Origin of the sequence: Mesorhizobium sp. M0011, from assembly GCF_040324155.1 — a bacterium.
GTDB lineage: Bacteria > Pseudomonadota > Alphaproteobacteria > Rhizobiales > Rhizobiaceae > Mesorhizobium.
Genome location: NZ_JAMYVQ010000003.1, coordinates 21,038 through 45,026, shown reverse-complemented (window position 1 = coordinate 45,026; position 23,989 = coordinate 21,038). Strand labels below are relative to the sequence as shown.

Genomic DNA, 23,989 nt, shown 5'->3' with positions numbered 1-23,989 from the left:
CGCGCGGGGTTGTAAAAAAACGGTGTTGAAGCCGATGGTTGTTTCATTCTCGGTCAACCCTTCTGTGCGTAGCTGTATCGAAACGAAGCAATGCCTGGGGCATACGGCCGGCAGTCGGGCGTATCGAACCGATAGTCGGACATATCAACCGATAGTCGGACGTATCGAACCAGGCATGATTCTTGCGGACGGGCTTCTGCCACAATCGCCCAGCGCGATGGTTGTAGCACCTGGCGGGATATAAAGATGCGGATTGCCTGCGTTCATCAGGGTTATGAACTCTATGGTTCTGACCGCAGCTTCGCGGAGAGCGTTGCCGCGTTGCGCGCCGCGTTTCCGTCGGCCGACATCGAAGTGGTTTTGCCGCGTAGCGGGCCGATCGTGCGGATTCTGGAAGCGCATGCCAGCCGGATCGTCTTCGAACCGCTCTGGGTGCTGAGGCGCCAGGCCATTGCGCGCCTTGCTACCGTCGAGATGGCGCGATTGCCGGTTGCCGTGTTCAGGGCGTGGCGGCGCCTCAAGGATTGCGACCTCGTCTATGTCAACACCTCGATCGTGGCCGACTACGCGCTGGCCGCACGCCTTCTTCCCCATAAGGCCGTCCTGCACATCCATGAAATCCCCGAAGGCGCCATGCGCAGGGTACTTGTCGGCCTGATGCGCTGGAGCCACGCGGATCTGATCTTCAATTCACACGCGACACGCGCCGCGTTTGGTGATCCCAAGGCGGCGCGTGCGTATGTCGTCTACAACGGTGTTGCCGGGCCGGCGGCGGTCGAACCGATGACATATGACGGCAAGCGTCCATTGCGGGTGCTGCTGCTTGGCCGTATCAACCGGATCAAGGGGCAGGAAATCCTGCTGGAGGCGATCGCCTCGATGCCGGCGGAACTCCAGGCGAGGATCGAGGTGCGGCTGGTCGGCGGCGCCTTCGAAAGCACCGAGCGCGAGCATGCGCTTGCCGAACTGGTCGAAACCATGGGGCTTACCGGGCGCGTCAGAGTCCTGCCTTTCATTCCCGACCCCTCTGAGCATTATCGATGGGCCGATATCGTCACCGTGCCGTCGCGGCGTCCGGAATCGCTGGGCCGCGTCGCCATCGAGGCGATGGCTTACGGCCGGCCGCCGCTTGTTTCGGCGATCGGCGGGCTGGTGGAAGTGGTCAGCGACGGGGAGACCGGCTGGCATGTCCCGCCCGGCGACGCAGCAGCCCTTGGCGCGAAATTGCAGGAGATCATCCTCGCCCCTGAGGCCTGGCGCGGGTTTGTCGCTGCCGGGCGCGCGCGCTACGAGGCGATCTTCAGCGAGCCGGTCGCGGCCGCGGCGATCACCGCGATCGCCGCCGACAAGCTGAAGACGACCATCGCGCGGCCGGGCAGGGTGCCTGCCGCCCGCGAAGCGGAGACGCGGCCGTGAAGTTAGCGTTTCCGAGCCATCTGGTTCGACGCCTCGTGCTGATGATCGGGGGCGAGGCGATGCAGAGCGGCTTTCATTTTGCCCTCAACATCATGCTGTTGCACATGCTGTCGGCGCAGGGCTACGGCCTCTTCGCCATCGGCATGGTGATGGGCGGTGTCGGCCTGTCCTATATCAGGTCGCTCACCGCCGTTCCCGCCAGCATCTGGATGAGCAAGAGCACCAACAGCGCCGGCGTCGACACCTATGACGTGGCGTTCGGAACGGCGGCGCTGATCGTGGCTTTGCTGATGGCCGTCGGCACGGCAGTCCTGATGCATGTTCTTGGCGATCCAAGCGGAATTGCCGCCGGCTGCTTCGTCGGTGCCTGGTCGTTGCGCAGCCATATGCGCACGGCTTTCTTCGCACGGCGCCAGCAAGTTGTCGTCTCCGTCAGCGATGGCGCTTTTACAGTCGCCGGCTGTGTCCTGACCGGGCTGTCGATATGGTTGGTCCAAGACCCGCTGCAGACCGTGTTCTATGCACTAGCCGCGGCAAATGTGTTCGGCATTTTCGTCCTGGTCCGGCTGGCTCGGCGCTCGCTTCGCATCAGCTTCCGCATGCCGACGCGGCGACGCTATGTCAGACTCTGGCCCCAGCTGCGCTGGTCGGCATTCAGCGCGACCACCACCAACATCCAGGGTCAATGTCTGGCGCTGCTGGTCGCCGGCATTGCTGGTCCTGCCGCCTACGCACCTCTGGCGGCGGTTCTGGTGCTGTTTGCTCCGCTGCGCATCATCAGCCTTGCGTTCGTCAACATGACGCAGCCGGATCTCGCCAGGCTGATACGGAACAATGAAACAGGCCGTGTCTGGACGCAGGCCAAGATCTGGGCGCTCGTCATGGGGCTCGGCGGCCTTGCTTATGGATGTGCGATCATGTTCGTCCTGCCGATGATAAAATCCCAGGCTCTCCAAGACGCTTCGACCTGGTTCATCGGACTTTTCGTGATCGCGAATTTTGTCCCTATCATGCTCTATATCATGCCCCGCATCGTGCTTGAAATACTCGGCGATTTTCGGATCATCGCGTTCATCACCACGGGCGGCGCGGTCGTCGGCCTGGCGCTGATCGCGGCCCTGCTGGCAATCGCGTCTCCGCCGTGGGCGTTGTTGGGTTCGGCGGTCTCCGAGATGTTCGTGCTCGTGGCATCGTGGTATTTCGCGCATCACCGCATGTGGAATATCGAGCATCCCGATGAGGCGCGCGACAGCCGGTTGGGCGCGTGGCGGCGCACGCTGCCGTTCGCTACGGCAAAGCGATAGGAAAAAACATGGCAGTCCAGGCGGTGCAAATTGCTGCGGTGGCCGGCTCGCCCGATGGCCAGTCCTCCCATCCGGCCACCGTCGTCGCCATCGATGCCTACACGGCGCGGCTCCACACCAGCCTGGAAGCGGTGAGGCCGCTCTGGCTGCGCCTCCAGACGGACGGTGTGTGCACCGCCCACCAGAATTATGCCTGGGCCGAGGGGATCGTTGCGCGGCTGATGCCGCAAGGTGCGGAACTGCTCATCGTGGAGGTAAACGATGCCGTCACGGGTGCGCCGCGAATGCTGGTGCCGCTGATACGGCGACCGGCCTTCCGCCATCGGGTGATCGAATGGCTGAGCTGTGGCGTTTGCGACTATTCGGCACCGCTGCTGGCCGATGCCAGCCCGTGGACGACGCAATCGGCGCAGGCCGCGTGGGCCGCGGTGCGTTCCGTGCTGCCGCCGGCGGACCGCATCCAGATCACGGGAATTCCGCAATCGATCAGCGGCGTCGCCAATCCGCTGGCCTTGCTCGCGGCCACGCGCGATTCCCTGCATACCAGCTTCGGTCTCGCCATCGACGGCGACCCGGAAACCGTCCTCAAGCGCCTATGCCGGCCATCCTTCGTCAAGGCCTTCAACAAGGACTGGCGCCGCCTCGAACGGCTTGGCGACGTGGAACTGGTCGAAGCCGACACGCCGGCCCTGGTGGAGGTCATCTTCGCCGGCCTGGTCCGGATGCGGCTCAGCCGCTTTCGCGAACTGGGCCGCTTCGACCTGCTGACGCAGGCGACGGTTGTCGACTTCTATCGAAACGCCGCTCTCGAGGGCCTGTCTGATGGGTCGGTGCGGCTCTTCGGGTTGCGTGTTGGTGAAGCTCTGATCGCGGTCCAATACCTGCTGATCCATCAAGTCACCGTTCATGCTCTGCTGATCTCAATCGATCAGGGCGCGGTGCCCAATGTCTCGCCGGGACTTCTGATCATGGGCAAGTTGATGAGCTGGGCGCGCGGGCGCGATTTCAATTATTTCGACCTGTCGGTAGGCAACCAGAGTTATAAGGAACATATGGGTGCCTTGGGCTCGGGCCTGCGCGAGCTTTGCCACGGGATTACGGTGCGAGGCAGCGCCGTGAGCGCAGCCATCGAGATCCGCAACCGGGCCGAGGTGTTCGTGCGCTCCAAACCTCGGCTGCTGAAGAGGCTCCAGGGACTGATGCGGGGTTTGCGGCGCCTGCGTGGGGGATCAGAATGACGGGAGAAGCATGTGGCAAGCTACGCGGCGGGAACGACTCCGATAAGGGATTTGCCCGGTGGGCCATTTTCCCCGACTGTCGCCAACGTTGATGCAACCGCGCACTTCACGGCTCGGCTGCACACCAGCTTCGACACCGTAAGGCTGCTATGGCTGCTCCTTGAAGCTCACGGCGTCTGCACTGCCCACCAGCATTATGCCTGGGTCGAAGGAATCGCCGCACGGCTGATGCCCAAAGACGCGGATATGGTCCTCGTCGAGGTGAGTGACGCCGTGACCGGCGCGCCGGCGATGCTGCTGCCGCTGATGCGGCGCCGGGCTCTCGGCCACCACGTGATCGAATGGCTGAGCTGCCGCGTGTGCGACTACGCGGTGCCGCTGCTGGCGGATGGGAGAGCGTGGACCAGGCAGAGTGCCGACGCCATGTGGGCAGCGGTCCGTGCCGTGCTGCCATCGGCGGATCGCATCCATATCGCGGGAATTCCGCGGCAGGTCCACGGCGTGGCCAATCCGCTGGCATTGCTTTCGGTGGCGCGCGACTCCATCCAGGTCACCTCCGGCCTCGTCCTGCATGGCGACCCGGAGACGCTCATCAAGCGGATCTGCAAGCCGTCCTTTGCCAAGGCCTTCCGCAAGCATTGCCGCGGCTTCGAACAGCTTGGTGGCCTCGCTCTGGTCGAGGCCGATACGCCTGACCTGACCGAGGAGCTCCTGGATGCACTGCTGGAAATGCGGCTCAAGCGTTTTCGTGAGCTCGGGCGTTTCGACCTCCTGACGCAGGCCCCGGTCGTCGATTTCTACCGCGCCGCGGCGCTGCAAGGCCTGTCCAACGGATCGGTGCGGCTCTTCGGACTACGCGTCGGTGAAGCCTGGCTTGCCTCCATCTATGTGCTGGTGAGAAAAGGCACACTTCACGCCCTCTTGCTCGGCATCGACCAGAATGCGGTCGCCAATGTCTCACCCGGCCTGACGACGATGGGCAAGCTGATGGTGTGGGGATGCGAGCGGGGCTTCGACTATTTCGACCTGTCGGTCGGCGGCCAGGGCTACAAGCAACATATCGGTGCCTCGAGCTCGGTACTGGCCGAGATCTGCGAACCGGTGACGGTGCGGGGCAGGGCTGCGAACGCAGCCATTTTGCTGCGCAGCCGGGTCGAAGGCATGACGCGGTCGCGTCCCCGGCTGCTCAAGGCCGTCCAGGGCCTGACGCGCCGCTTGCGGCGATTGAAGGACTGAGTACGAGCGTTTGCCGACGACCGATGTAAAGAGGCACCAAGGCCGGCAAGCTTGTTGACTGGGTTGGTTGGCTCTATATCTGAAAGCGCCGCTTGCCGTTCAGAAATGAGTGTCCTCGGCAGATTTTTTAAGTTGGCGTTTTCGGCAGATCATATCGATGGATGCAAGTTTAGGAGATGGGATTCGTTCCATCCTCATTATTCAAACGAAGTACATTGGAGATGTCGTTCTGACATCTGCTTTGGTTCGCAATCTGCGTCTTTCTTATCCACAAGCATCGGTGACCATGCTTTGTGCGCCGGGTCTCAAGCAGTTCATCGTCGCGCAAGGGATCGCCGATGTTGCCGTTGGCTTTGAATCCCGTGGCAGAGGAAGGACTCTGCTCAAGCGTTTGAGCGACCATCGTGGCGTCATCTCTGATCTGCGGCGTCGGAAATTCGATCTTAGCATCGACCTTACCGATTCAAAAACCTCGCGGATCATGCATCGCTTGATCGGGGCTCCACTTCGCGTCGGCTTCGATCCTTCCGAGCATCCGATGAAGTTCTGGGAAATCCAGCTTGCAAACGTGCTCGCCGCGACCTTCGGACATGGCGGACCGCATTATCTCTACAGGAACCTGTCTCCACTCAGCGCCCTCGGATTGGATTATCAGGACCCAACGCCTCGGCTGCAACCGACCAGGACTGCCCAGGAAGAGTGTGCCAGGCTTCTTGCGGAAAACGCTTTGGCGAAGAAGTCCTATGTGGCCGTGCATGCCGGCGCGAGGTTTGAAGGCCGTTGCTGGCCGCCGCAACATTTTGCTGCGGTCATCGATGAGGTATACGCCAAAACCGGGCTGCGATCCCTCCTCGTTGGTGGGCCGGATGAAGGGCTTGCCGCGCAAAGGATCCTTGAAATGGCAGCATCGCCGGTCGCAAGTGTCGTCGGAAAAGCCTCGCTTGAGGTCTTGACAGCATTGTTGGCCGAAGCGTCGATCTTTCTTGGCAATGAGAGCGGCCCGATGCACATCGCGGCCTCTGTCGGAACTCCAGCGGTGGGGCTGTACGGTCTGACGTCGCCTGAGCAATGGGGCCCGTTCGGTGTCCCCAACCGGACGCTCCAGCCGCCCATGCCTTGCCCATGCATCGCTCCAGGTTTGTGTAAAGAAAACAACGCCGGTGGGGTCTATTGCGTCCAGCGGCTCCAGGTTGCCGATGTTGCGGCGGCGACACTCGATCTCATCGGCACGGAAGTTCAAAAATCTGCTCATTCGAGCACGCCGGCCGCGTAGCAGAGCGGCAGCGACGGACGATAGTTTTGGCGGCGTGGTGGTGCACAGTTCATCTTCGTGTGCTTCACGTCTTGATTCAGGCCAAGGCCCAAGCATATTCAAAAGATTGGTAAATTTAACCGGGCCGCATCCTGCGCTGTCCGCGAAATTGACAGGACGGCGCGTCTCCGCCATCCTTGACCCCAGTCGTCAGGCTGCCGGCAGCGGCCGCGTTGTGTGTCTGGGGCGACCGAGGGCAGTGTCATGTTCAGTCCCGTCACAGGTCAGAATTCCAAGCGCGCCGCGGTGCGCAAGGCGCTCGATCGTCACAAGGTCTACATCACCGCGCAGCGTTTTTCGGCAGGCACCTACCAGGCCCGGGTTCTGGTCGACGGCGAGGCCTATTGGGTCGACGAATTCCGGCTGAGCCAGCTGCAGCAAGGACTGTCGCCGGCGGAGCTCGAGTTGACGCCGGCCGCTGACGATTGAGAGCGTGACTGGCTTGTTCCTGGCCGCCGTGCTTCGATCCTGGCGATGACGACTCCACCAAAGCTCAAAGCCTATCGAGCCAAACGCGAATTCGCCAAGACGCCGGAACCGGTTGGCGGGCTCGTCAGCAGCGACGGCAACCGCTTCGTCGTCCACAAGCACCACGCCACCGCTGACCATTATGATCTGCGCCTGCAGGTCGGCGATGTCTTGAAGAGCTGGGCGGTGCCGCGCGGGCCTTCGCTCAATCCGGCCGACAAGAGGCTGGCGGTCGAGACCGAGGATCATCCGCTCGAATATATCGACTTCGAGGGTGTCATTCCCGAGGGCGAATATGGCGGCGGGCCGATGATCGTCTGGGATACCGGCACATGGGCGCCGATGGACGACGTCGAAAAGAGCTTGCGAACCGGCGCCTTCAAGTTCCGGCTGGCCGGCGACAAGCTCAATGGCGGCTGGATGCTGACCCGGCTGAAGCCGAAACCCGGCGAAGACGAAAACAAGAAGAACTGGCTGCTGTTCAAGGAGCGCGACCTCGCCGCCGACACCGCGCTTGACATCCTCGCGGCCCGGCCGGAAAGCGTCAAATCCGGATTGCGCATCGAGGAACTGGCGGCGCCGGCGAAGCCCGCCACCAAACCCGCGCCCAGACAGGGATCGCTGAAGCCCGGCACGCTGCCGGGCGTGTTCAAGGCTCCCATGCTTGCCCGTATCGAGCCGCAACTGGCGACGCAGGTGCCAAAACCACCCGATGGCGACGACACCCAACAAGTCTGGCTGCACGAGATCAAATTCGACGGCTACCGCACCATGGCGCATCTCACTGGCGGCGTCGTCAAGCTGATCACCCGTGGCGGCATCGACTGGACGAAGCGCTATGGCGACCTGCCGCATGCGTTCGCCAAACTGCCGTGCCGCGACGCCATCATCGACGGCGAGATCGTGGTGCTCGACGCCCGGGGCATCAGCCGCTTCGCGCTGCTGCAGGATGCGCTGGCCGAGGGCGCCGGCAACAAGCTCCATTTCTACGCCTTCGATCTTCTCCACCTCGACGGCTGGGACCTGACCAAGGCGCCGCTGGTCCGGCGCAAGGCGCTGCTGGCGCAGATGCTGTCGGGCGTCGGCGCCAATTCCGCCATCCAGTTCTCCGACCATGTCGAAGGTTCGGGGCAGGGGCTCTACGACCAGGTGTCGGAACTCGGGCTGGAGGGTGTCGTCTCAAAGCGCGCCACGGCCATCTATCAGAGCGGCCGAAGCAAAAGCTGGACCAAGACCAAGGCACTGCTGTCGGACGACTTCGTCATCGCCGGCTTCACCATCTCCGATGCGGCCGAAGGGCTGGCGGCGCTCGGCATGGCAGAGTTCGAGGGTGGTGAATTGCATTATCGCGGCAAGGTCGGCACCGGTTTCGATGCCGCCACCGCCGGTGAGTTGCTCGCCAGGCTGGAGCCGCTGCGGGAAGGCGCCACCCCGCCCGAGGGTGTCCCGCGCGAAATCATGCGCGAGATGAACTGGGTGCGGCCGCTGCTGTCGGCGCGCATTCATTACGCCAACCGCACCTCAGACAATGCGCTGCGCCACGGCGTCTTCCGTGGTTTGAGGGATGTCGGCCTGTCGACGCCGGTCTCGTCCAAACGCAAGCGGCTGATCGCCGAGGCCGACCTTGCCACAATCTGGGTGACCAACCCGACGCGCCGGCTGTTCGGCAAGACCGGCCCGACCAAGCTCGACATCGCGGTCTATTACGCGCTGGTCGGCGACTTCATGCTGCCGCACATCCTCGGCCGGCCGGTGTCGCTGGTGCGCTGCCCGACCGGCCTGCCGAAGGATTGCTTCTTCCAGCGCCACGCCTTCACCGGCATGCCGCCCTCAGTGGTGACATTCGAGGCGACGAATTCCGAGGGCGAGAACAAATCCTATCTCTCGGTCGAAGGCGCGAAAGGGTATCTGGCGCTGGCGCAGTTCGGCGTCGTCGAGTTCCACACCTGGGGCACCCACCGCACCAGCCTCGACAGACCCGACCAGATCGTCCTCGACCTCGATCCGGGAGAAGGGATCACCTGGCGCGAGGTGGTCGAGGCCGCCGTGCACATCAAGGGCGAATTGGAGCGCCTGGGGCTGGTACCGTTCGCCAAGACCTCCGGCGGCAGCGGCATCCACATCACCGTGCCGGTGACGGGCGCGCAGAACTGGAAGAAGCTGCACCAGGCGACCAGCGCGATCGCCACGCATCTGGCGGCAACGGCGCCTGACACCTTCACCACCACCATGGGCAAGGACAACCGCAAGAAGCGCATCTTCATCGATTATCACCGCAATGCGCGCGGCCACACCTCGGCAGCACCTTACTCGCTGCGCGCCCGCACCAATCTGCCGGCCTCGACGCCGGTCAGTTGGAGCGACCTCGAATCCATTGATGCGCCGCAGGATCTGAACTATTCCTCCCTGCCGGGGCTGCTGGCGGCGTCGGGCGATCCGTGGGCCGAGATCGACGAGTTCGCGCGGGATTTGCCGACCTTGAAGAACTAGGTTCCTCGGCCCCCATGAAATGGGGGAGAGCGTTGCGGGGCGAGGAACCCAACGCCATCGACGCTTCCGACAATTTGAATTATTCTCTCCGCCACGACCTCAAAGACGTGGCGGAAGATTTCGTCAGGGATTTGCCTGTATTGTGCGGGGTCGGTGTAGGATTTGCGCAGCCTCGTTCGTCCTTCGGACGAAAAGCGCTGCAGCGAATGTCAGTGCATGGCCGCGTAGGAGTGTTTCATGGCGCCCAGGGCAAGTTGGAAAGGTTACCTCAAACTCAGCCTCGTCAGCTGTCCGGTGCGGTTGTATCCCGCCACCAGCGCCAGCGAGCGCATCAGCTTCAACCAGCTGCATAAGAAGACCCACAACCGCATCAACATGAAACCGGTCGACCCCGAATTGGGGCTCGTCGAGCGTGCTGATCTGGTCAAGGGCTACGAATACGAGGACAAGCAGTACATCATCATAGATGATGCCGACCTCGACGCGGTGCGCATCGAATCCAATCACACGATGAACATCGAGGCCTTCGTCGACGAGGACGAGGTCGACGTCATCTATCAGGACGCGCCCTACTACATGGCGCCTGACGGCGCGATGGCGGAGGAGACCTTCGCCGTGCTGCGCGAAGCCATGCGCAAATCCGGCAAGCTGGCGATCGCACGCCTGGTGCTGTCGAGCCGCGAGCGGGTGGTGACGATCGGCGCGCGCGAGAACGGCATGTTCGTGTGCACCTTGAGGAATCCGAACGAAGTGCGTGGCACGGCTGAATATTTCGGCAACATCCCAGCCGGCAAGCCCGATCCCGAAATGCTGCAGCTCGCCGAAGCACTGATCAAGCAGAAGGAAACCACCTTCGATCCGAAGAACTATGAGGACCGCTACGAGGCGGCACTCATGACGATGATCCGCGAGAAGCTGAAAGGCCACAAGCCGATCATCGCGGCGGCACCCGAGCGCGGTAATGTCATCAATCTGATGGATGCGCTCAAGGCGAGCCTGTCGCAATCGAAGCCGCCGGCCAAGTCGAAAAGCAAGGCCGACGAGGTTGCCAAGCCCGCCGCGAAGAAGGCGGCAGCGGGTGGTGCTGCTGAAAATCCGTTGAAGGCCAATCTGCTGAAGGCGGTCGGCAAGAGCAAGAAATGACGGCACCGACCGGCGCTGTTTTTGGCACGATAGGCGCGCTGGCGGCTTTTCCGCTCAGGCTGGCTGCGCGGGAAGTGGAACGCCGACACGGCCAGCTGCGGCGCGGTATCACCAGGCGCACGACGCATGTCGTCTTCGGCCGGACACTGTTGGCCAAAGCCGGGCTCTCCAGGAACGGCGATGCCGAGATCGAACGCCGTGTCGCCGCCGAGCGCGCGGCCGGGCGAACGCTGATCAGCGAGAACGGATTTCTGCGCCTTCTCGGACTGATGAAGACACCGGAAGCGTCTTCGCTGTCGCGGCAATCGCTGATCGATCAGTCGCGGCTATCAGGCTCCGACCTCGACCTGCTCGGCCTGTTCGATGCGTTCGAGCATGACGTTGAACCCTATTCCTTCCGCGACCTGATCCTGGCGCGCAAATATGCCGGGCTCATCGCCGGCGGCGCGACATGGGGGGCGATCGCGCGCTCCGTCCACCGCTCCGGCCCGGTGGCGTCGCTGACCGCCAAGTCGCTCAATGTCGGCTCGCAGCATGGGCGCGCCGATGCCATCTATCTCGAAGGCGGCCAGAGCGAACTCGATGGGCAGTTGCTGTTCGATCTCGGAACAGCCGGGGCAGAGGGTGACGACACGCTGGAGGAGTTGTTCGCCGAGGCGGAAGCGGCGGAGGAGCAGGGCGACCATGATAGGGCCGCCGCGCTCTACCAGCGCTGCCTGGCCATCGATCCGAGCGATGCGATTGCCGCCTTCAACCGCGCTAACTGCCTGCGCGCCGGCGGCCACGCGGCGGACGCCGCGCACGACTATATCAATGCGATAAAACTCGACCCGGCCTTCGTCGAGGCGTGGTTCAACCTGGCCGGACTGATGAGCGAGCAAGGTCGCGAAGCCTCGGCGCGAAGGCACCTGCAGAAAGCGATCGCGCTCGACAAGACCTATGCCGATCCGGTGTTCAACCTCGCCCGACTGGAATTCGACGCCGGCAATCTGCCGGAGGCGCGGGGCCTGTGGGTGCGTTATCTCGAACTCGACGCGGAGTCCGAATGGGCACGGGTTGCAGCCAAGGGCGTGCAGTTCGTGGATCTGCAGTTGGCGCGGACGGCGGGGTGAGTGATGCTGGCGCTTGAACACCCCCCTCTGGCCTGCCGGCCATCTCCTCCGCAAGGGGGGAGATCGGAAGCTTGGGCGTCCCGCTCCTTCTTGCAAAGTGGGAGATTGGCGAAAGCGGTTGAGCGCGCAATCTCCCCCCTTGCGGGGGAGATGTCCGGCAGGACAGAGGGGGGTGTGACGGAACTCGACCTCTCCAGCGAGACCGCCCCATGACCACCTTCCTCTTCGACGGCGACGATAATGCTCCCGTCACCATTCTGCTCGCCCACGGCGCCGGTGCATCGATGGATTCGCCCTCGATGGCGGCCACCGCCAAGGCGCTGGCCGCGGCCGGCTTCCAGGTCGCGCGCTTTGAATTCCACTATATGGCCGCGCGCCGCTACGGCCACCGCAAGCCACCGCCGCGGGCCGAGACGGTCAACCCGGAATATATCAAGGCGATAGCCGACCTCAGGGCAAAGGGCGTGACGGGACCGCTGATCATCGGCGGCAAGTCGATGGGCGGGCGCGTCGCCTCCATGGTCGCCGACGAGATGTTTGCCAAGGGCGAGATTTCAGGGCTGGTCTGCCTCGGCTATCCCTTCCATCCGCCGGCCAAGCCCGAGCAATTGCGCACCAGACACCTCGCCGGGTTGAAGACGCCGACGCTGATCTTCCAGGGCACGCGCGACGAGTTCGGCACCAGGGACGAGGTTGCGACTTATGGCCTTTCCGACCGCATCGAAATTATCTGGCTGGAGGATGGCGACCATGATCTCAAGCCACGCAAGAGCATCTCGGGATTTTCGGCGGCCGACCATCTGAAGACGCTGGCCGAGACGGTGAAGGCGTGGTCGGGCCGGATCGCTTCCTGAAGCGATGAAGATCGCCTCCTTTAACATCAACAACATCAACAGCCGGCTTGAAAACCTGCTGGCATGGCTGGCTGCGGCAAAGCCCGATGTCGTCTGCCTGCAGGAGCTGAAGGCGCGCGACATGCAGTTTCCGCGCTCGGCATTGGCGGCGGCCGGCTATGGCGCGGTGTGGAAGGGCGAGCCGACGTGGAACGGTGTTGCCATCCTGGCGCGGGGTGCCGAGCCAGTGCTGACCCGCGATGCCTTGCCCGGCGACGATGCCGACAGGCAGAGCCGCTATATCGAGGCAGCGGTGAACGGCATCATCGTCGCTTGTCTCTATGCGCCGAACGGCAATCCTCAGCCCGGCCCGAAATTCGCCTACAAGCTCGCCTGGCACGCGCGGCTGGAGGTGCATGCCGAACAGTTGCTCGACACCGGCCTGCCGGTGGTGCTGGCCGGCGACTACAACATCGTGCCCGAGCCGCGCGATATCTACGCCACCCGCTCCTATGACGACAACGCGCTGGTGCAGCCGGAAAGCCGGGCGTCGTTCCAGCGCCTGCTCGACCAGGGTTGGCTTGATGCCCTGCGCAAGAAGCATCCGAAGGAAACGCTTTACACATTCTGGGACTATCGCCGCAACCGATGGCCGCGCGATGCGGGCCTCCGGCTCGATCACATCCTGCTGTCGAAGAAACTGGCACGCCGCCTGACCGTTGCTGGCATCGACCGCGACGTGCGCGGCGAGGACGGCGCCAGCGACCATGCGCCGGTGTGGGTGGAATTGAAGTAAGGCGACTGCTTTCATGCGTCGCGCTTGAACGGATTCCTGCAACGCGCTTTAAGTCTTTGTCTCGATGCATGTCGCTGTCCCAAATCCGGGTTCGCTTTTGGCCGACATGCAATAACCTGTCGGCAAGTAGCCCAACGCAGCCGGATCGCCCGTGAACGCAATCCCCCATGAGATTTGTGAAGCGAGGCTCCATGCCTGACTTGGGCGCTGTCCAGATACTGGCCGCCGCCATTGTGGTGCTTGCGGCTGCTGTCGCGTCCTGGCTGCTGTGGCGGAAGCGCAGCCGTCGCAAGGGACGGCGGCTAACCAATCCGGCTGCCGACTATGCCGTCCGTACCGATTGGAACGCCCGCGGGGGTATGCTCAATTACTCGTCCTTCGTCTATTTCGATGTCGATCGCGACGGCAAATACGGCGCCGGAGACCGGCCGATGGCCGGGATCATGGTGCGGCTGTATGACGAAGCCGGCAAGCTCGCCGCGTCCGCGCGCACCAACAATGCCGGCTTTGCCAACTTTCCCATGTCGGTGAAAAGCAGAAAGGCAGTGATCCGCAAGCCGGGCAACTGGCGCTTTGTGGTTTCGGTGCCGCCCGGCTGGCAGGCGAAAAGCGAAAATGACATTCAGTCCCGACACTTCCTGCCGCTGCCGGGTTCGCCGGCCGGGATGGTATCGCAGGAGATGCTGCTGCCTGTCGGTCTGGCACCGCCGCGCCGCGTCAGCGGGCGCGTCGCCGGCGATGGACCAGCGACCCTCTCCGTGTCGGGGAATGGGTACGTCCTGGAGACGCGGGCACTGGCGCCGGGTGCCGTCTTCAGCTTCGACCTGGCTGAAGAAGCCGACACGGTCAGCGTCAGCGGCGGTGGCTTGGAGCGGCGGCTGACGCTATCGCCCTACTCGGCGGATCTCGGCCTGCTGTCGCCGCAACGCGCCGGCATCGACATTGATGCCGCCCTCGAAACGATCGATTTCGACGATGTGACGTCGCGCAGCCTCAGGAAAATTCCGGCTGGCCATGCCGGATTGGCGTGGCGCAACCTGAATGCGATGGCCCGCGACTTCACCAAGGACAGCCAGGGCTATGTCAATGGTAATGTTTCCGGCGACCATGTGCTCTACACCAGCAGCGGGCTGCCGGCCGAATTCAGCTGCGAACGGCCGTTCGGCTTTCACTCGGTCATGCTGAGCGCCGCCTGGCTGGCGTCGGAAGGGGAGGTGGCGCTGATCGAAAGCTGGCTTGGCGAGCAGCTGATAGCAAGCGACGAGGTCACGCTGTCGGCGCTAACGCCGCTGCACTACGCTCCGATGCTCAAAGCTGTAACGCGTGTTCGCCTGTCGACGAAGCACTATTGGCAAATGGTGTTGGACGACCTGATCCTGGTGCGTTGAGGTTTGGACGCGCCAGGAGCAGGTGGCGCTGAAATTATTGCGGTGTCGGCAACGAGGAGCCGTTGGCCGCAGTGACCGCAGACAACCGGCCTTTTTTCAAGAACGATGGCTTCACATAGATTTTTTTCATATCAGACTCTCCTAAAATCCCGATCCGATGATGCCAGACTGCGGCCATCTGTCAACCATGCGGGCTGAAATCGGCAAACTGCAATAAATCCGAGGAGGCGCGGCAAGGCGCCCGCCCTCCAATAGCGGCAACCGGATCGCAATGTTGGACAGCCAGACCGGCCCGATTTATGCGGTGGCCTTCGCCGCCGACGGCGCGGTGCTGACCGGCGGCAACGACCGCACCATCCGCGACTGCCGGCCACCGGCGGCGACGGCGTGGTGCTGTTTGCCGGCGCGCCGGAATGAGCGAAATCTTGATCACCCTGTCCGCCGTGCTATGTAAAAACCCATGCAAGCACCCAGCCTCCCGGACAATGCGCCGCTCATCGTCATCGATCTACAGACCGGCATGTTCGACGGTGTGCACGAGCCGCCGATCCATGATGCGCCAGGCATTGTCGAGCGCACCAAGGCGGTGATCGATTGGGCGCGGCGCGGCGGGCGCAAGGTCGCGTTTATCAGGCATGACGGACCCGAAGGCGATCCGTTGGCACCGGATGAACCGGGCTGGCCGGTTTGGCCCGCGCTTGGCCAAGCGGCGGACGAGCCAACCTTTGCCAAATCCGTGCGCGATGCTTTCAGCAATCCTGCCTTCGGCGACTGGCTTGCCGGTCAGGGTGCGGGTGCGGTCGTGCTCTTGGGTGCACAGACCGATTTTTGCGTGGCCGCGACGGTCAAGGGCGCCATCGCCAGAGGGCTCGGCGTGACCGTGGTCTCCGATGCGCACAGCACGCTGGACAATGCCAGCGAGAGTGCCGAGCAGGTCATCATCAGGCACAATGGCGAATTCGCCGAGGCCGGCGTCAATCTGGTGACCACAAAGGCGCTTGTCGGCGGCTGAAGCCCGACCGTCGCCGCAGGCCGCATTATCAGGCGGGCCGGCTTGAAGACTTCGCGAGGGAAGACAGGAGGCTGCCGTGGTCGACGCGGACGGGGGGGCGCATTGTTGGGATGGCTCGGGCGCCCGCGTCAACCAGGGCGGCTCGTACCGCCGCATTAGCAACATTGCACATTGCGGGCCGCTCGAAACTTCCGCGAAAGCGGAATAGGCCGGAGCAAAAGTGCGGATTCGGCTGAGACTTTCGGCGCGCTTTCCCGGTACGGGAGTCAAAAAGTCTACCTGGCTATTGGGGATGCCCCTCAAGGCGTCTGCCGGTCCTGGACGGCATCGGCCAGGAACGACGCCGCAATCAGGTCGTCGCCATCGATCCGCCCATGACGATCTTCCATGATGGCCGCGACCTTTTGAAAGGTTTTCATTTCGGCATCCGTCACCCGCGCATCACGCATCCTGGCTTGGAGATCGGCCAGGCGAACACCCAAAGCAGGGGATGTCACAGCTTTGCTTGTCATCTTCACTCGTCCTGATTGGAAGCTGGGCAACCCGCCGCCATGGCTGGCGGCGGGTTGGACGGTTCGAAATTCAGTCGTAGACCTTGATGATCTTGCGGGTGCCCGGATCCACCAGAACGGTGCGGTTGTCGACCACCACGTAGCGGTATTTGACATCGGGGATTTCATGAAGCTCGACCGTGTCCGGCAACGCGCTACCAATATTCAGTTCCACACCGGGAACCTTGACCGAAGCGAGAGGCTGCTTCTTCACATACTCGCGGATGACCGTGTCCTGTTCAGGCTGAATGACAACGTCCTGAGCGGCAACGGCGCCGACACCGGCCAACAGCAATAGCGCCGCTGCGGCGCCCGTTAGGTGCATTTTCATACCGTTTCTCCTTGCGAGTCAGCATGACAGGATCGTTCAACGCTGACGGCAACTGAACTTGAGCCAAATGAAAATGTTCCTCCGCTGGGGCTTCGGTCGGGTGAGACGTGCGACTTAAGTCTGGTCTGCGAGCGCATTGGTCTTACCGACGGGAACGGCTCTCTGTTCATGGCTGTTTGTCTCCCGGAATTCGGAGAGACAGATGGACAAAAGTGTTGGCCAAGCGCGCTGGTTGCTCGCACCGATTTTCGCGACAGCTGTCACCTTTCTGGTGATGGGGATAGTCCTTGGCTGACATGTCGTCGATCGGCGCAGCAACGTCCCTTCCTGCGCTGATAGGATTCGCAAGCCGCTTCGGCGGCTGGCGAATCCTCTATTTTCACCATGCGCCGGCCTGCTCATTCGGCAGCCGAGCGCTTCGTTCAGCTTATGCAACGTTGGGAGGTTACTATGGATCGGCGATCCTTCTTGACGGCGATGTTTGGCATTGCCGGGGCAGCGGCCCTTGCAGGGGCAATTCGCCCGATCGAGGCAGCGGCCGGTGTTCCAGGCGCCGGAAACGGCATTCTCGATGAAATTGAGGCAGAGGTCCTCGACGACGAAGGTGCACATGCGGAGGTGCAGCCGGTCGACCATCGACGCTGGGATCGAGGCTGGGATCGGGACTGGGATCGGGATCGGGGCTGGCGCCGGCGCCGGCACGGGCGGCGTTGGAGACGGGTCTGCCGCAGTTATTGGCGGCACGGTCGCCGTCGCGTCCGGTGCTATCGCAGACGTGGTCCTTCGGTCGTCCTTCGATTTTAGCAGCTAGCCTGCACGTCTTAGCGATTTGATCAGCGCGATCGGCTCGGCATCCGCATCTTTCCTGCGGCTGCCGAGCCGGAGGCTGTTTGTCGAGGCTGAAGCTATATGGCGAAGCGGCGCGAAGATGAATCCGCGCCACACAAAGGCGACGACGGCAAGGCGAGGACAAGAAATGGCCCGGCAGCCAGGTGCAAAGGGAGGCCGCCGGGCCAGCCGACTTCTGGCGGTCGCCGGCCACCATTATATTAGGTAAATCTAATGTTAATGCAAGCAACCCAAAACTTCGCCGGTGGACAAAACACCGTCCGAAGCTGTCCGCTACGCTGCCATGATCACCAGCACGGCCGCCGCACAGCAGGCAGCGGCAATGGCGGATCTTCCTGGCCTAAGTCTGGAGGACCTGCGCGGCGGCAATCTCGCTATCGCTCAGCAGTTGCTCGTTCAGTTTGCCGCTTTGCTATCGGCCGCGTGTATCGATCGAGCGGGCGGCGAAGACAGGGCACGTTGATCCGCAGGCTGCTCATTGAAATAGAGCGAACTGCCGAGTAGGAGGAACACGATGCCCACCGCCGTTAATCCAACCATGAGCACGGCGATCGCCGTTCCTGGGCCATGGCCTGTCTTGATGATGGTGGATCGGTGGGGCATCGCGCTGTTCTCCAGGCATGGCACCCGGCGGGGCCGCTTTCGACAAACGACGAACACGGCCCCGATGTTCCCTCGTTGGAAGCTTCAATCGGTCACGTCGGGCTTTTGCTTTTTCCTGTAGGACCAAGGTCTTATCCGTCGTGCGCAAAAGTCCAAGGGGCCTTGTTCAGTTCCGATAATGTCCCTTGGATGTTCCGCTATTTTAGGTAAATCTGATATAATGCCTAGGCGGAAAACTTAGCCGGCCAAGCACATTTGCCCGCGAACCGGGCATGGAAAATGTGGCTTTGGCAAGTTCAACAACAGGCAGTCATGTCTCGGGCGACGAATGGCTCACGTCTCGTCGAATCGGCCCTCGCGGGTCTGATCGCGCGTGATTGAGGCTTCTTCCTCATCATCGGGGAGGGCGTCGTCGCTGTCCTGGTACGCGTTATCGTCGTCCTCGTCGGGCAGATCGCCGTCTTTTTCGATGCCGTAACGCATGTCGCCGTTTTCCGGCACGGACTCCGGCAGGATCTCGCCGCCCTTGATCGCATCCCAATCCTGCTGCTCGATGGTAGGCCCATCCGCCTGTGGTGCGTCATCTTCGATGTCGGCGCTTGGTTTGTTGCGCGGTGCCATGCCGGCCTCCTTTCCTTGAAAAAACTGGAGGCGAAACTCGGCGTGCCGGCATTTGTTCCCCTGCTCAAAGTGCAAAGAGCGGGCGTGCTTCTGGATTTTCGACGGCTGGCGGGTCAGCCCAGCCCCGCCGGCACCGCCGCCGCGCGCCGGATCGCCATCGTTGCCAAGTCGCCGCGGAATGGAGAGCGCGTAGCGGCAACCGGCCGCTTACTTGCGAAGTTGCTAAAATAATGAAATGTTGTCCGCGGGAAATGGGAATGAGGCAGGGACTGATCGGAACCGCCGCGGTTTCGACGGATTTGGGAAACCATGTATTTTGGACAGTTTCTCGTAGGAATGTCAGCCACGGCCATCATCGTCGCGGTCTGGACCTATACGGTTACCGGCTCTTTCTGGGAGGCATTTGCCTGGACGATAGCGACGCTGCTTGTCCTGCAGGTCGGCTACTTCGTGCTCATCGTGAGGCTGATCTTCAGGCGATCGCACGATATCGTGCCGAGCCAGGATCCGGTAGACGCCTTCCCGCCATTGCATCGCGACGGTGTCCAGCTTTAAGACCGGGTGGCCAGGATCACTCGCGCATGTGCGCCCGGGCAAATCGGGGAACCTCGCCCCCAGCGCGATCACGGTGTTTGGTCACTGAGAGAGCATTGTCTGGGCATATCCCTGCTGGAGGTTTCGGCACAGCGTTATCGTCGGAACATTTCGGTGTCGTCGTGGGAACATGATGCATGCGCGACCCGCTTCGCATGGCCGTCAGGTCGAACAAGTGATCATGCCTCGCGTCCTCTAGCAGTACCAGTGAGGTTGCCACCTCCATCGGCACTGCCATGGCTCGCTCTGCTCCGGGCGGGGCGAGTCTTTTTCGTGCTCCCATCGTCCAGATAGAGGGACGCGAGGCTGATTTGACGCGGCGACAACAGGTGCTTCGCCAATCCGGCTGCAGAAGGAATTTTCGTTTTCTAATGTCCGTACACATTTGTGCTAGTTTTCAAGCATTCCTGCGCTGCCTGCTGCATGTTTGATCAGCAACAAATTAATATCCGAGCCGAAAACGTAACATCTTCAATTCTGAAGTTCGATGGAACCGCATGGCAACGGTGGAGTTTTTATGGAGGGCGGAATTCAATTGTCACTAGGAGACGGTCATGAAACTTTATCTTACAAGCGCGGCGGCTGCCATCGTCCTGATGGGCGGCATTGGTGCGTCGCTGGCGGAGAGCGTCGTCGTCGTCCAGCCGGAGCAGGAGACGGTCGTTCGCGAATACATCAAGAGGGAACCGCTTGCCTCGGTGAACCTTCTGGGGGTCGAACTCAAGCTCGGCTCGTCGGTACCCGACACTGTCGAACTGCGTGAGGTGCCCGACGTCAAATACCGCGTCGCGGTGATCAATGACCAGACGGTCCTCGTCGACCCGGAGACCCGCCAGATCGTTGAAGTGCTGCACTAAGGCGTTCCCGCAGCATTGGACCTTGGGAAAAACCCGCCCCGACGTCGCGTCGGTGGCGGGTTTCCTTTGTCGCGATCCGCGATGGCCTATTCGGCAGCCAGTCTATCCTGCGTCTTGGTCTCGAAATCGCTGGCGTCGTGGCGCTCATGCAGTTGCATGGCAGGCTCGCCGAAAGCGCGGTTGACCATGCGGCCGCGCTTGACCGCCGGTCGGGCGTCGATCGCCTTGGCCCAGCGTTGCACATGTGCGTATTCCTGCACGGATAGGAACTCGGCGGAATCATTGTACATGCGGCCGAGCGCCAGCCCGCCATACCAGGGCCACACAGCCATATCGGCGATGGAATAGTCCTTGCCGCCGAGATATTCAGTCTCGGCCAGCCGGCGGTCGAGCACATCCATCTGGCGTTTCACCTCCATCGAGAAGCGGTCGATGGCATATTCGAACTTTTCCGGCGCATAGGCGTAGAAATGGCCGAAGCCGCCGCCCAGATACGGCGCCGAGCCCATCTGCCAGAACAGCCAGGACAGCACCTCGGCGCGCGCCGGCTGTTCGGTAGGCAGGAATTCGCCGAACTTTTCGGCGAGATAGACCAGGATCGAACCGGATTCGAAGATGCGCACCGGCGTCTTGCCGCTGCGGTCCATCAGGGCCGGGATCTTGGAGTTTGGATTGACCTCGACGAAGCCGCTGCCGAACTGGTCGCCATCGTTGATCCGGATCAGCCAGGCATCGTATTCGGCCCCCTTGTGGCCGCGCGCCAGAAGCTCTTCCAGCATGACTGTGACCTTGACGCCGTTCGGCGTCGCCAGCGAATAGAGCTGCAACGGATGCTTGCCGACGGGCAGTTCCTTGTCATGCGTCGGCCCGGCGATCGGCCGGTTGATGCTGGCAAAGGCTCCGCCGCTCGGCTTGTTCCAGGTCCATACTTTCGGCGGTGTGTAGTCGGTCATTTCGTGGCCTCGTGTCGGGGAAGGATGGCAGGTCGCCATAAACTAGGGCTGCGGATGTGTAAGTTCAACTTGCGTTGAACTATTATCGATGCCTGCGGAGCCAACATCGGCAATTGGGCACTTCCTCACCCTTGCGCCTTCTCCTGCGTGGCATACCTATAGAAGATGTCACCAAAGCCCATCCAGGACAAAAGCATGACCATCAATCCCAATCCGCGCTCGGTCGTTGCCGTGCGGGCCACTGTCCCCGAAGATGCCTTTACGGCCGGGGCGCTCGGCACGCTCAGGGAAGGCAGTGGCGTCGTCATTCGCAATGACGGGCTGGTGCTGACCATCGGCTATCTCATCACGGAGGCGGAAGAGGTCTGGCTGACCAGCCATGACGGCCGCGTCATCCCCGCGCACGCGCTGGCCTATGACCAGGAATCGGGCTTCGGCCTGGTGCAGGCGCTGGCGCCGCTCGGCCTGCCGGCGGTGGCGCTGGGCGATGCCGGCAAGGCCAGGATCGGTGACGCCGTCGTGCTGGCCGACGGCATCGGCCAGTCTGTGCAGGCCAGGATCGTCACTAAGCAGGAATTCGCCGGCTATTGGGAATATCTGCTCGACGAGGCGATCTTCATTGCGCCGGCGCATCCCTCCTGGGGCGGTGCCGGGCTGTTCGGCGCTGACGGCTCGCTGCTCGGCATCGGTTCCCTGCGCCTGCAGATGAGCCGCAACGGCGAGGTCGCCGACATCAACATGGTGGTGCCGATCGATCTGCTGCCGCCCATTCTCGACGACCTCCTGACGCGCGGCCAGGTGGCCAAGCCGCCGCGCCCGTGGCTCGGCGCCCTGTCGGCCGAAAGCGACGGCAGGGTGGTGGTGATGAGCGTGACCGAGGGCGGCCCGGCGGCCAAGGCCGGCCTGCGCCAGGGCGACATCATCTCCGACATCCGGGACGGCGCGGTCGACGGGCTGGCCGATTTCTACCGCAAGCTGTGGGAAAGCGGCTCGGCGGGGGCCGAGATTCCGATGCGGGTGTTGCGCGACGGCCGCGAAACCTGGCTGCGCGTCAAATCGGCCGACCGCGGCAGTTTTCTGAAAAAGCCGCAACTGCAGTAGACGCGTCAGCGACGCGATGCATCCGAGATTGCTCAAGACTTTCCTTGCGGTGGCGCGGAGCCGCAACATCACGCGTGCCGCAGAAGTGGTCCACCTCGCGCAATCGAGCGTCAGCGACCAGATCCAGGCACTCGAAACGGAGCTTGGCGCGGCCCTGTTCACACGCGCGAAGTCAGGCCTTGAGCTGACGCCGGCCGGGCTGGCGCTGAAGCCGATCGCCGAGGATCCGTTGCGGCTCGATGGCGAGGCGCGCGCGGCCGTGCAGGCGGCGGCAAGTCAGACAAGCGGGCAGGTGACGATCGGCGCACTGGAGACGATTGCCTCGGCACGGCTGGCGTCCTGGCTACCTGGATTCCAGGCCGGTCATCCCGACATCATTGTGCGGATGAAGGTGGCGGGCAGCGGCGCGCTGCTGCGCCAGCTGGAGGAAGGCGACATCGATGTCGCCTTCTGTTTCGACCGCCGTGACTTCGCGAAGGACGCGTCCGATGAACGCTTCGCCAGGCGCACGATGGCGGCCGAACCGCTGGTGCTGGTCGCGGCTCCGGGGCAAGGCAGTGCAGAGCGTGATCTGGCCACCCTTGCCACACTCTCCTTCGTGGCCAACGGAGCCCGGATGCGTCTACCGACACATGTTCGACACAGCCTTTGCCGAGGCGGGCGTTGCCGCACCCATACTTGCCGCCGAGGTCGGCAGCATCGGCGCCATTGCGCGGCTGGTGGCGGCCGGCGTGGGGCCCGCCCTCGTTCCACGCCTTGCCGTCACCGATGCGCTGGCGCGTGGTGAAATCGTCGAACTGCCGTGGCCCGGTCCGATGCGAACCGCGCCGCTGACGATGATCTGGCGGCGCCGGCGCGTCCAGCCGCCGGCGCTTAGGCAATTGCTCACTGCCGCGCGCGACACGCTGGTGCCGGTTCCTTCCGCCAGGGCTGGTTCAGGACTTGAATCGGCGAACCGTTCCAAGGCCTTGTTTGCCAACAGCTTCTGACGGAGGCAGCGGCAGTTTAGATCAGGCGGTGACCGCCCTCGACATGCAGCGTCGTTCCCGTGGTAAAGCCATTGCCGATCAGGAAGGCGATGGCGTCGGCGATGTCATCGGGTTGGCCGATCCGCCCGACCGGCAGCCGCTCGGCCATCGCGGCCAGGGTCGCGTCCTTCCGGTCGCCGGCAACCTGTGCCCAGATCGTGGTGTCGACCCAGCCGGGTGACACGGCATTGACGCGGATCGGCGCGAGCTCCACGGCCAGCGCACGCACCAGCCCTTCGAGCGCCGCATTGACTGACGCGACGGCGGAGCCTCGCGCGGTCGGCCGGTAGGCGGCAATGCCGGAAACGAAGGTCATCGAACCGGTCGCTGCCAGCCGTGGCGCACCGTGCTTGGCGAGCAGTAGCGGTCCATAAAGCTTGCTCTCGACCATTTTTTGCGCCGCCTTCAGGTCAAGCGCCGGCAGCAGCTGGTAGGTGCCTTCGATGTCGGCTGCGGTGCTGACGATGTGATTGACGTCGCCGATCCCTGCGAACAGAGCCGCGACCTGATCTTCGCGCGTGATGTCGACGACGGCGGTCTCCAGCCCGGCGGGATTGCCCAGCGCCTCACGCGCCTGCCGCAGCCGGTTCTCGCCGCGCCCGGCTATGATCACCCTGGCCCCAGACTCAACGCAGCGCCGGGCCAGCGCCAGACCCATGCCAGAGCCGCCACCGACGATCAGGATTTTCTCATTTGAAATGCTCATTCGCTCTGCCTTTGCTTAGATGGAGAAGGGCAGGGAATTGGCAGTTC

General features: G+C 62.9%; 25 protein-coding genes and 1 pseudogene. 20 read left to right on the top strand and 6 right to left on the bottom strand.

Annotated elements, in window-relative coordinates; all coding sequences use genetic code 11:
* Positions 1 to 246: 246 nt before the first annotated feature.
* From NKK51_RS04160 to NKK51_RS04105, 12 genes are all read left to right on the top strand, one after another.
* Positions 247 to 1,416 (top strand): glycosyltransferase, encoded by a 1,170-nt coding sequence (locus NKK51_RS04160; RefSeq protein ID WP_023813311.1) that lies wholly within the window; start codon positions 247 to 249, stop codon positions 1,414 to 1,416.
* Positions 1,413 to 2,720, top strand: a complete 1,308-nt coding sequence (locus NKK51_RS04155) for an MATE family efflux transporter (RefSeq protein ID WP_352551377.1) — start codon at positions 1,413 to 1,415, stop codon at positions 2,718 to 2,720. Before NKK51_RS04160 ends, NKK51_RS04155 begins: the two co-directional genes overlap by 4 nt.
* Before the next feature lie 8 nt (positions 2,721 to 2,728).
* Positions 2,729 to 3,958, top strand: coding sequence for a GNAT family N-acetyltransferase (locus NKK51_RS04150; protein WP_352551375.1), 1,230 nt, complete (start codon positions 2,729 to 2,731; stop codon positions 3,956 to 3,958).
* Between the two features lie 12 nt (positions 3,959 to 3,970).
* On the top strand, positions 3,971 to 5,194 hold the full coding sequence (locus tag NKK51_RS04145) for a GNAT family N-acetyltransferase (RefSeq protein WP_352551373.1): 1,224 nt from the start codon (positions 3,971 to 3,973) through the stop codon (positions 5,192 to 5,194).
* Positions 5,195 to 5,351: 157 nt separating this feature from the next.
* Complete coding sequence (locus NKK51_RS04140; RefSeq protein ID WP_352551372.1) at positions 5,352 to 6,467, top strand: glycosyltransferase family 9 protein; 1,116 nt, start codon at positions 5,352 to 5,354, stop codon at positions 6,465 to 6,467.
* A 243-nt stretch (positions 6,468 to 6,710) separates the two neighbouring features.
* On the top strand, positions 6,711 to 6,935 hold the full coding sequence (locus NKK51_RS04135) for a hypothetical protein (RefSeq protein WP_023813316.1): 225 nt from the start codon (positions 6,711 to 6,713) through the stop codon (positions 6,933 to 6,935).
* A gap of 45 nt (positions 6,936 to 6,980) precedes the next feature.
* Positions 6,981 to 9,464: a DNA ligase D gene (gene ligD / locus NKK51_RS04130; RefSeq protein WP_352551370.1), complete on the top strand. Its 2,484-nt coding sequence runs from the start codon at positions 6,981 to 6,983 to the stop codon at positions 9,462 to 9,464.
* 237 nt (positions 9,465 to 9,701) lie between these two features.
* Entirely contained in the window at positions 9,702 to 10,607 is a 906-nt protein-coding gene (gene ku, locus NKK51_RS04125; RefSeq protein ID WP_024501732.1) for a non-homologous end joining protein Ku, read from the top strand.
* Positions 10,604 to 11,719, top strand: a complete 1,116-nt coding sequence (locus NKK51_RS04120) for a tetratricopeptide repeat protein (RefSeq protein ID WP_352551368.1) — start codon at positions 10,604 to 10,606, stop codon at positions 11,717 to 11,719. The genes ku and NKK51_RS04120 overlap by 4 nt, the downstream gene beginning before the upstream one ends.
* 209 nt (positions 11,720 to 11,928) lie before the next feature.
* The gene (locus NKK51_RS04115) at positions 11,929 to 12,573 is read left to right on the top strand and encodes an alpha/beta hydrolase family protein (protein WP_352551366.1); all 645 of its coding nucleotides are present in this window, start codon (positions 11,929 to 11,931) and stop codon (positions 12,571 to 12,573) included.
* A 4-nt stretch (positions 12,574 to 12,577) separates the two neighbouring features.
* Entirely contained in the window at positions 12,578 to 13,348 is a 771-nt protein-coding gene (locus NKK51_RS04110; RefSeq protein WP_352551364.1) for an exodeoxyribonuclease III, read from the top strand.
* A 191-nt stretch (positions 13,349 to 13,539) separates the two neighbouring features.
* Positions 13,540 to 14,736, top strand: coding sequence for a hypothetical protein (locus NKK51_RS04105; protein WP_352551362.1), 1,197 nt, complete (start codon positions 13,540 to 13,542; stop codon positions 14,734 to 14,736).
* A gap of 34 nt (positions 14,737 to 14,770) precedes the next feature.
* Here the strand turns inward: NKK51_RS04105 and NKK51_RS04100 are convergent, their stop codons facing one another.
* Positions 14,771 to 14,866, bottom strand: a complete 96-nt coding sequence (locus NKK51_RS04100; RefSeq protein WP_023813324.1) for a hypothetical protein — start codon at positions 14,864 to 14,866, stop codon at positions 14,771 to 14,773.
* Between the two features lie 144 nt (positions 14,867 to 15,010).
* Here NKK51_RS04100 and NKK51_RS04095 point away from each other — a divergent pair, with 144 nt between their 5' ends.
* Positions 15,011 to 15,190: a WD40 repeat domain-containing protein gene (locus NKK51_RS04095; RefSeq protein ID WP_245486366.1), complete on the top strand. Its 180-nt coding sequence runs from the start codon at positions 15,011 to 15,013 to the stop codon at positions 15,188 to 15,190.
* Positions 15,191 to 15,196: 6 nt separating this feature from the next.
* A complete protein-coding gene (locus NKK51_RS04090; protein WP_352551360.1) occupies positions 15,197 to 15,748 on the top strand; it encodes an isochorismatase family protein in 552 nt (183 codons plus the stop codon).
* Positions 15,749 to 16,047: 299 nt separating this feature from the next.
* Here NKK51_RS04090 and NKK51_RS04085 read toward each other — a convergent pair whose 3' ends face one another.
* Positions 16,048 to 16,260, bottom strand: coding sequence for a hypothetical protein (locus tag NKK51_RS04085; RefSeq protein ID WP_352551657.1), 213 nt, complete (start codon positions 16,258 to 16,260; stop codon positions 16,048 to 16,050).
* A gap of 70 nt (positions 16,261 to 16,330) precedes the next feature.
* On the bottom strand, positions 16,331 to 16,630 hold the full coding sequence (locus NKK51_RS04080) for a DUF1236 domain-containing protein (RefSeq protein WP_031213630.1): 300 nt from the start codon (positions 16,628 to 16,630) through the stop codon (positions 16,331 to 16,333).
* A gap of 1,132 nt (positions 16,631 to 17,762) precedes the next feature.
* Between NKK51_RS04080 and NKK51_RS04075 the strand changes: the two genes are divergently transcribed.
* Entirely contained in the window at positions 17,763 to 17,942 is a 180-nt protein-coding gene (locus tag NKK51_RS04075) for a hypothetical protein (RefSeq protein WP_352551358.1), read from the top strand.
* 473 nt (positions 17,943 to 18,415) lie between these two features.
* Here the strand turns inward: NKK51_RS04075 and NKK51_RS04070 are convergent, their stop codons facing one another.
* Positions 18,416 to 18,703 (bottom strand): hypothetical protein, encoded by a 288-nt coding sequence (locus NKK51_RS04070; protein WP_127296256.1) that lies wholly within the window; start codon positions 18,701 to 18,703, stop codon positions 18,416 to 18,418.
* Between the two features lie 15 nt (positions 18,704 to 18,718).
* Between NKK51_RS04070 and NKK51_RS04065 the strand changes: the two genes are divergently transcribed.
* From NKK51_RS04065 to NKK51_RS04055, 3 genes are all read left to right on the top strand, one after another.
* Positions 18,719 to 18,934 carry a hypothetical protein gene (locus NKK51_RS04065; protein WP_352551356.1) on the top strand — a complete coding sequence of 72 codons (216 nt, stop codon included), beginning with the start codon at positions 18,719 to 18,721 and terminating at the stop codon, positions 18,932 to 18,934.
* 105 nt (positions 18,935 to 19,039) lie between these two features.
* Entirely contained in the window at positions 19,040 to 19,258 is a 219-nt protein-coding gene (locus tag NKK51_RS04060; protein WP_352551354.1) for an exopolysaccharide production repressor protein, read from the top strand.
* 593 nt (positions 19,259 to 19,851) lie between these two features.
* A complete protein-coding gene (locus NKK51_RS04055; protein WP_352551353.1) occupies positions 19,852 to 20,154 on the top strand; it encodes a DUF1236 domain-containing protein in 303 nt (100 codons plus the stop codon).
* Between the two features lie 86 nt (positions 20,155 to 20,240).
* Here the strand turns inward: NKK51_RS04055 and yghU are convergent, their stop codons facing one another.
* Entirely contained in the window at positions 20,241 to 21,107 is an 867-nt protein-coding gene (gene yghU / locus NKK51_RS04050; RefSeq protein ID WP_352551351.1) for a glutathione-dependent disulfide-bond oxidoreductase, read from the bottom strand.
* Positions 21,108 to 21,302: 195 nt separating this feature from the next.
* Between yghU and NKK51_RS04045 the strand changes: the two genes are divergently transcribed.
* Positions 21,303 to 22,208 carry a S1C family serine protease gene (locus NKK51_RS04045; protein ID WP_013530631.1) on the top strand — a complete coding sequence of 302 codons (906 nt, stop codon included), beginning with the start codon at positions 21,303 to 21,305 and terminating at the stop codon, positions 22,206 to 22,208.
* A gap of 16 nt (positions 22,209 to 22,224) precedes the next feature.
* Positions 22,225 to 23,197, top strand: a pseudogene (locus NKK51_RS04040) (LysR family transcriptional regulator).
* 16 nt (positions 23,198 to 23,213) lie between these two features.
* On the opposite strand, the gene NKK51_RS04035 reads toward NKK51_RS04040, so the two are convergent.
* The gene (locus NKK51_RS04035; protein WP_352551349.1) at positions 23,214 to 23,942 is read right to left on the bottom strand and encodes an SDR family oxidoreductase; all 729 of its coding nucleotides are present in this window, start codon (positions 23,940 to 23,942) and stop codon (positions 23,214 to 23,216) included.
* Positions 23,943 to 23,989 lie beyond the last annotated feature (47 nt).